Here is an 8,275-nt window from a genome sequence, read left to right as displayed (position 1 = left end):
CTCGGCTCGCTGGATGCGCGTGTTCAACTTAAGCCGGGCGACATGATCTTTACCGGATCGACTTGTGGAGTTGGTCTGGAAGATGGCCGGTTTTTGCAGCCCGGAGATGTGATTGAGGCAGAGATTGAGGGGATTGGGGTTTTCGTAACCGGGTTGGTGCAAAACGGGTGTTGGCGGTGGGGCGTTTGGAGATAAGAGTGCCTGTCAGGTAATGCCGTATGATCCGACTGCCAAAAGTGGCGTATTAGTGGCGAATTAACAACCCTCGAACCTGGCAATCACGCCATCCGACAAAGGCGAATCAAAATCGTCGGCGATGCGAATTTTCCCTTTTAACCTGCCAAAACTCAGAACAACTTTTTCGCTTTGCATCGGCATCAACCGAGCGGTGGGCATACCGGCTTTGGGGATGATGATTTCTTCGCCACTGGCAGCCGCGTCTACTAGTTTCGAAAGATTGGCTTTAGCATTGTGTATGTTAATTGTTTGCATGATCGCCCCAGCAGCGTGGATTAACGTTCATTTTAGCTATCAGCACATCCCGACACCAACTACCTACTCGTTGCCCTCACAATCAATTCCGTAGGCAACAGCAGCGGCTTAATCCGCTCTCCATTCATCTGAGACAACAAAGCATCAACCAACGTCTTCCCGGCACTTTGCATCGGCTGGCGGATCGTGGTCAGGGGTGGGTGAAAGTAGCTAGCGAGCTCAATATCATCGTAGCCAACCACCGCCACATCTTCCGGGACGCGCAGATTTTGCTCGCGCAGGGTATTAATGGTCGTCATCGCCAGCAAGTCGCTACAGGCAAAAATGGCATCGAATGCTACGCCGCGTTGGCATAGATCCCGCACGGCATCTTGTGCGCTTTCGGCAATGAACGTGACAGGAACAGTGAGGACCGGATCGTATGCCACCTCGTGCTTGCTCAAGGCATTGCGATAGCCTTCAAATCGCTGCGCGACTTCTGGCAGGATCGTATCGCCGAAAAACACGATCTTACGGCGTCCCAACGCCAGCAAATGGTCGGTCGCCAGAAACCCGCCGACCACATTGTCGCTGCCGACCGTGCAGTACAACTGTTGCGGCAATTGCGCCCCCCACACCACCATCGGCACCTTGCGTGAGGCCAGTTCATTGAGTTGATCATGATGGCGCCATTGTCCGATCAGGATGATCCCTATGGCGCGGCCAGCATCGTAGAACTGCGCTGCGGTGTCGAGCCGCTCAGCGTCTACCCGTGAGAGCAGCATGTCCAGACCTTGCTCGGTGAGGGCATCGGCCAGACTGCCCAACATGCTCAGGAAGAACGGATCCGACAAATGCTGTTGCGTCTGCGTGTCGTAGGGCACGACAACGGCAACCGTTCGATTCTGCCCAAGCCGCAAGTTTTTAGCGCCGATATTGATTGAGTAGTTCAGTGAGCGCGCCAACTCTTCGATTCGGGTGCGCGTCTCTTCATTGACCAGAGAACTTTGATTGAGCGCACGCGATACGGTTGAAGTGGAGACGCCAGCCAAGCGGGCGATGTCCGCCATTTGCAGGCGTCGCCGCTCTGCAACGGAGGTGCGCGACTCCTGAGGTTCTTGCTGTTTCTTGTCTACCATTACGTCCACATTGTTCTTAGCAAAGCCGACAAGTCTACACGGAAAGAGGGGAGTTTCATGCCTCGATTCATGCACTGAATTAACATTTCACGTGGATAAAGCACGCTATATGCAAACGATTGCAGTAACGTGAATATTTCCAGACATTTAACCAAGTATTTCATGTTGTATTGCAGCATTTTCGTAGTCGATGACACATTCTTTTAAAATTCAGGGCGCATCAATCTTGCTGCGAAGAAATCCTCGATTCAGCTATAGAATAATCATATTTTAATTGTAAATATAGCTCTGCTTTTGTATATAAACTTTCCGTCATCACTGTTGAAACCGATACTAATTTAGCAAAAAAATATCTGCTGCAATGCAAAATTTAAAATCATTGCAATCGATTGCAATGATTTTTAAAAGCGATTACAATCCACCAACACTGAAAATGTACGTTGTCTCGGATTGCAAAGGCGCACAGCAGGGTTGTACTTAAAAACTAACAATAAATTTTCGCTTTCCTAAGGAAAGCTAAATCATAAAAGGGGAGACTATGAAATCACGTTCTATGCAACTTACACGCCTCGCTGCAGCTGTTTCGCTAGCAGTACTTCAACTCGGAGCGGCTTACGCACAGGAAGCCATCCCAGCAGCGGAGGCAATCGATCCGGCCATCATGTCCGACGTCAGTGTGGACAAAGCCGACAAAGGCAATGCCGTCAATCTCGATCAAGTCATCGTCACCGGCACCCCTGTCGGCACCACCAAAATGAAAGCCAGCGTCTCCATCAGTACCATGGATGCAGAGCAAATTCAGATGGCCGCACCGACCAGTGCTGCCGAAGTATTGCGCTCGATTCCTGGTGTACGTTCTGAATCCTCCGGCGGCGAAGGCAATGCCAACGTCACCGTGCGCGGTGTGCCGATTTCAGCTGGCGGTGCCCGCTACGTACAATTCCAGGAAGACGGCTTACCGATTCTACAAAACGGTGATTTGAATTTTGCAACACCAGACTCGTTCATGCGCGTTGACGGCGGCTTGGATCACATCGAAGTCGTTCGCGGCGGCGCATCGTCCGTACTTGGCACCAACGCCCCGGGCGGCATCATCAATTTCATTACCAAAACCGGTGAAGAAAAAGGCGGCAGTATCGGCATTTCCAAGGGCATCGGTTTTGATCAGATGCGCTACGATTTTGACTACGGCGGCCCGATAACAGACAAAACGCGCTTTTTTGTCGGTGGTTTCTATCGTAGTGGCGATGGCGCGCGTCCAGCCGGTGTGACGATGGAAGATGGCGGCCAGATCAGAGCCAATATCACGCATGAGTTCGACAACGGCTTCATCCGCCTGAACTTCAAACATTTGGATGATAAGACTCCGACTGATTTGCCGGTTCCTGTCATGCTCAGCGGCACCCCGGGCAGTAAAAACCGTACTATCTCGGAAATCCCCGGCATCGATCCACGCACGGCTAGCTTTTATTCGCCTTACTGGATCAAAGATATCGTGCTCGACCGTAACGGTAACCGCGTCGCCACTAATGTCAACGACGGCCTACACGTAGTGAGCAATGCGTTTGGTTTCGAAAGCGCGTTTAAAGTCGGTGACGGCTGGACCGTGAGCGAAAACTTCCGTAAAACCAGCAACAGCGGCAGATTCATCGGCGTTTTCCCGGCAGACAATGTTGCACCAGCAGCCGCTGGAACGACCTATGCAACCGGCCCCAACAAAGGACAGGCATACACCGGATTGGTATTTAACCCGGTTGTGTTCAACACTTCGCTCGACGATTTGGGCAACACCGCCAATGAGCTGAAAGTCTCCAAAGTATTTCAGCTCACAGAAGCTGCCAAGCTCACAACGGTCGTCGGTTTGTCAACCAACCAACAAAACGTTGCCACCACCTGGAACTTCAATAGCTATCTGATGCAAGCGACTGGCAGTCAGCCTGCGTTGCTGGCAAACGGCGCTAACACGACCGGTTTTGAAGGCGTGGCTTTCGGCGGATGCTGTGAGCGTACCTACGACTTGAAGTACAAGATGAATTCGCCGTACTTCAATACCGGGCTGGAACTCGGTGCCTTAAATGTGGATGGCGGTATGCGTTTTGATCGTCAGACAGTCTCCGGCATCGTCAACACCGCGCCAACTGGCGTCTATCCATTGTCGCCGGCGCAGATCGTCAATTATCGCAAGAGCAATACCTCGTATTCGATCGGTGCAAACTATCGCATTACCAGTAATCTTGCGGCATTTGCCCGCATCAGCGATGGCGTGTCTTTCAATGCAGACCGTATTTTGCTAGGCAGTATTCCGGTGGATGGGTCGACGCCGATACCGCTCAACGAAGTCAAGCAAAATGAAGTCGGCCTGAAATGGAAGCAAGGCAACTTCAGCACCTTCATGACCGTGTTTCAGGCCAAGACGGATGAAAGCAATTACGAGTTGACCTCGCAAAAGTTCACCTCTAATCGCTACGATGGTAAAGGCGTCGAGCTAGAAACCGCGTATCGCATCGGCGGATTCCGCATCAACAGTGGCGTCACTTACACCCACGCCAGAATCGTTGGGGCAGCTGCTGCCGATGCTGCAACAATAGGCAATGCACCACGTCGTCAGGCTAACGTTGTGTATCAGGTTGCACCGTCATACAGTTTTGGCGATGCCATCGTCGGTGCCAGCGTGATCGGCACCACTAAGTCATTTGCAGATAATGCGAATACTAAGATTCTGCCTGCGTTTGCGGTCGTCAACTTGTTCACCAGCTACGCCTTCGATGCCAGAGCCAGCATCGCCTTCACTGTCAATAATCTGTTCAACAAGATTGGCTACACCGAGATGGAAGACGACCGTAATGCGGCCCGCTCTATCAATGGCCGTACCGCCAAAGTGTCGTTGAAATACGCGTTTTAACTAGCCACACCCTGAACTCACTACCTTCTGGCCGGAGGTAGTGAGTGCTTCATCTCATTTCATCCTCTTGTTTGGTCCGCTGATGTGCCAGTAATGGTCCGGTAATCGTCGTTTTGCGATGTCCGGGGGCGGCTGTTTTTTAACGTAGCACCGCACGACTGAATATTACATTCCATGACAATTGCCTCTTCCGCTGCCTATTCCGCTCTATCTCGCATGCTGGCAGTACTGCCGGCAGAACTGCACGCAGAAGTCACGCAACGCTTTGCTGCACAGTCGCCGTTACTGTTGCAGCGCCTCACTCAGCTCTACGGAAGTCGGGATAATTTTGCAAGTTGGTTTGGCGACATGATGGAGGCGGTAGCACGCTTGCATGCCGCTCGCCCGGTCGCATTGCGCACGCAGGATACTGAACGTGTCAATCAGCAGGACTGGTTTCTGGCGCAATCCATGCTCGGTTACAGCGCCTATGCCGATCGCTTTGCCGGAACACTCAATGGCGTCGCCCAACGGATTGCGCATCTGCAAGAGCTGGGTGTTACGTACCTGCATCTGCTGCCTTTTTTGCGTGCACGCGCTGGCGAAAACGACGGCGGCTTTGCGGTCGCCAGTTTTGATGATATCGCGCCGCACCTCGGCAGCATGACGGATCTGGAAGCACTGACGGCGCAACTACGCACAGCCGGTATCAGTCTGTGTTCCGATTTCATCTTGAATCATGTGGCCGACGATCATGCGTGGGCGCAGGGTGCAGCAGGCGGCGACGTCAGACTGCAAGACTACTTTTACTTGTTTAAAGATCGCGTCATCCCGGATCAGTTCGAGCAGACGCTGGTGCAGATATTTCCGCAGGCAGCGCCCGGCAACTTTACCTGGTCTGGCCAGATGCAAGCCTGGGTCTGGACTACTTTTTATCCGTATCAATGGGATCTCAATTACGCCAATCCGGCAGTCTTGAGCGAGATGGTCAGCGCCTTATTGGGTCTGGCCAATCGCGGCATTGAAGTATTTCGGCTCGACTCAACCGCCTTCTTGTGGAAGCGCGAAGGCACCAACGGCATGAATCAGCCGGAAGCGCACTGGATTTTGCAGGTACTGCGTTGCATCACCGAAATCGCTGCCCCCGGCGTATTGCTCAAGGCAGAAGCGATTGTGCCGATGACGGAACTGCCAGCTTATTTCGGCGAGGACGAGGGCCGTGGGCGTGAGTGCCATCTGGCCTATCACAGCAGTTTGATGGCGGCGGGCTGGGCCGCATTGGCCGAGCAGCGCATCGATGTGCTCAGCCGTGTGATCGACGCCACGCCAGCCTTACCGGCTGCTGGGAGCTGGCTGACGTATGTGCGCTGTCACGATGATATCGGCTGGAATGTACTACGCCCTGAACTGGCCGGAATCGACCCCGATAACAATCGACTGGCGAATGTATCGGCTTTTTTTGCCGGGACCGATCCGACCAGTTTTTCCGGCGGCACAGCGTTTCAGACTAGTCCGGGACTTGCCGCGCATGGCACCAACGGCATGACATCGAGTCTGGTGGGATTTGAGCGCGCCCGCACGACGTCAGATGTTGATCTGGCGCAACGCCGCATGATGCTGCTCTACGGTCTGGCGTTATCGTTCGGCGGCTTACCCCTGCTGTACATGGGTGACGAAATGGCGTTGGAAAATGATATCTCCGAAGCCAGTCTGGCAGCACGCAATATCGATAGTCGCTGGCTGCAACGTCCGCATTGGGATGAAAAGCGACATGCACAGCGCACCTCGACGGATCTCACCGCAGGGAAAGTATTTACCGCGATACGCAGCATGACGCAGCAGCGCCAACGCCAAAACACACTCGCTGCGGACGTGCCAAGAAAGTTGATCGTCAGCGGCCACCCTGCGGTGTTAGCGCTCAAACGAGGGGAGCAGTTCATCGCACTGTCGAACTTTTCTCAACAGGATGTGACCCTTGATCTGCTTGCAATCAATAACAACGTAGCGGCACTCTGGTTTGATTGCCTCTCCGAAAAGTATGTGACCGATATGGTCACATTACCCTCGTGGGGGACGATGTGGCTTGAGCGCCGGACATGCACCGAATAGCGACAGTATTTACAAAAAAAGGAGACAAACATGCATTTTTCAGACACTGAGCAAGTACCTGCAAAAAAATATATTGGCGTCACTCTGGTCGTCTTGTTTCACATTTTTATCGTCTATGCGCTGGCGACCGGGTTGGCGCGCAAAGTAGTCGAAGTCATCAAGCAGCCGATCGAAACCAAGCTGGTCGATGAATTTAAACCGCCACCGCCGCCACCAGAAAAACCGGTAGCCCCACCGCCGCCGAAACTGCTGGCACCACCGCCACCCTTTATTCCGCCGCCGGAAATTCAGGTACAGCAGCAGCCGCAACAAAATACGATCTCAGCGGTGTCGTCAGTGAAGCCCGATAACCCGGTGATGCCAACGGCGCAAAAGGCCGAGGCAGCAGCACCGGCCCCGGCAGCAGTGGCAGCGGTGCATATCGCCGCCGTCGTCGATTCGCGTGCCTGTGAGAAACCGAAGTATCCGCGCGTGTCCTTGCTGGCCGAAGAAACTGGCACGGTGTTTTTGCAATTTCTGGTTGGCGTCGATGGTCAGGTGATCGAGTCCAAGGTAGAAAAATCGAGCGGCTCGAAAAATCTCGATAACGCAGCCCGTAGCGCGTTGAGCCTGTGCAAATTCAAGCCCGGGAGCTTTGAAGGAAAACCGGAGCAATCTACGGCGAAATTGCAGTATGTCTGGAAGCTGGATTAAGCGGCAGATTGTAGAAAATAGTTGATATGACCTAAGCAGGACTTACGCAAAACCGTCCCAGCAAGGCGTGCAGACGCAGACAGTACGCTAGTACGGCAAGGACAGCACAACGCCGCTGGGGCGATTTTGCGTAAGTCCTAATAATTCTAATTGGAGAAAATATGAATACGAAGAGATATGTATCCGCATTGTTGTCAGCGGCCTTGATTTCGCTTGCGATGGTTGGACCAGTCCTGACTACGCCAGCATTTGCCGCCGATCCGGTAGCCGTTTCAACGCCCGCAGCCACGGCAGCGGCATCCATCCCGGCAGGCCTTATCGCCACCGAGGAAACATCAAAAGTTGTTGTCGATAACCCTTACGGTCTGGACGCATTATGGAAAGGCGGCGACTTCATCGCACGCGGCGTATTGATTCTGTTAGTCCTGATGTCGATGGGTAGCTGGTACGTCACGATCACCAAACTGCTGGACCAATACCGCATGGGCGCTCAAGCCCGTGAAGTACGCAACAAGTTCTGGAAAAGTCCGTCGGTGCAAGCCGCGACCGATGCGCTAAAAACCGGTAGCGCCTTCCGTTACATCGCCGAAGTCGGGATTAAATCAACTGAGCATCACGACGGTGCATTGCTGGAACGCATCGACTTCAATACCTGGATCACGATGTCGATCCAGCGCTCAACCGAAAAAGTCCAGACTCGCTTGCAAGATGGTTTGGCAGTACTGGCGACGGTCGGCTCAACAGCGCCGTTTGTCGGCTTGTTCGGCACGGTCTGGGGTATTTATCACGCGTTGACAGCCATCGGTATCGCCGGTCAAGCCTCTATCGACAAGGTCGCAGGCCCGGTCGGAGAAGCGCTGATCATGACCGCTATCGGTCTGGCAGTAGCAGTGCCAGCTGTGCTCGGATACAACTGGCTGGTCCGTCGTAACATCGATTCGTGCTTGTCCGTGGTACTCGGCATAGAACTACTGAGTCGGAG

At 53.4% G+C, this 8,275-nt stretch carries 7 protein-coding genes; 5 read left to right on the top strand and 2 right to left on the bottom strand.

What is annotated here, in order from left to right; translation table 11 throughout:
• On the top strand, positions 1-195 hold a 195-nt coding region (locus tag ACVBEF_RS19365), incomplete at its 5' end, for a fumarylacetoacetate hydrolase family protein (protein WP_447125553.1).
• 60 nt (positions 196-255) lie between these two features.
• On the opposite strand, the gene ACVBEF_RS19360 is transcribed toward ACVBEF_RS19365, so the two are convergent.
• Positions 256-492, bottom strand: a complete 237-nt coding sequence (locus tag ACVBEF_RS19360; RefSeq protein WP_447125552.1) for a type II toxin-antitoxin system Phd/YefM family antitoxin — start codon at positions 490-492, stop codon at positions 256-258.
• A gap of 59 nt (positions 493-551) precedes the next feature.
• Positions 552-1,610, bottom strand: coding sequence for a LacI family DNA-binding transcriptional regulator (locus tag ACVBEF_RS19355; RefSeq protein ID WP_447125551.1), 1,059 nt, complete (start codon positions 1,608-1,610; stop codon positions 552-554).
• Positions 1,611-2,148: 538 nt separating this feature from the next.
• Here ACVBEF_RS19355 and ACVBEF_RS19350 point away from each other — a divergent pair.
• From ACVBEF_RS19350 to ACVBEF_RS19335, 4 genes are all read left to right on the top strand, one after another.
• On the top strand, positions 2,149-4,512 hold the full coding sequence (locus ACVBEF_RS19350; protein ID WP_447125550.1) for a TonB-dependent receptor: 2,364 nt from the start codon (positions 2,149-2,151) through the stop codon (positions 4,510-4,512).
• Between the two features lie 174 nt (positions 4,513-4,686).
• Entirely contained in the window at positions 4,687-6,600 is a 1,914-nt protein-coding gene (locus ACVBEF_RS19345) for an alpha-amylase family glycosyl hydrolase (RefSeq protein WP_447125549.1), read from the top strand.
• A 30-nt stretch (positions 6,601-6,630) separates the two neighbouring features.
• Positions 6,631-7,293, top strand: coding sequence for an energy transducer TonB (locus tag ACVBEF_RS19340; RefSeq protein WP_447125548.1), 663 nt, complete (start codon positions 6,631-6,633; stop codon positions 7,291-7,293).
• Positions 7,294-7,454: 161 nt separating this feature from the next.
• A partial coding sequence (locus ACVBEF_RS19335; RefSeq protein WP_447125547.1) for a MotA/TolQ/ExbB proton channel family protein occupies positions 7,455-8,275 on the top strand: 821 nt, incomplete at its 3' end.

This window comes from Glaciimonas sp. GG7, from assembly GCF_052976905.1.
Note: the sequence above shows the minus strand (reverse complement) of the source record. Positions and strands in the feature narration are given on the sequence as shown.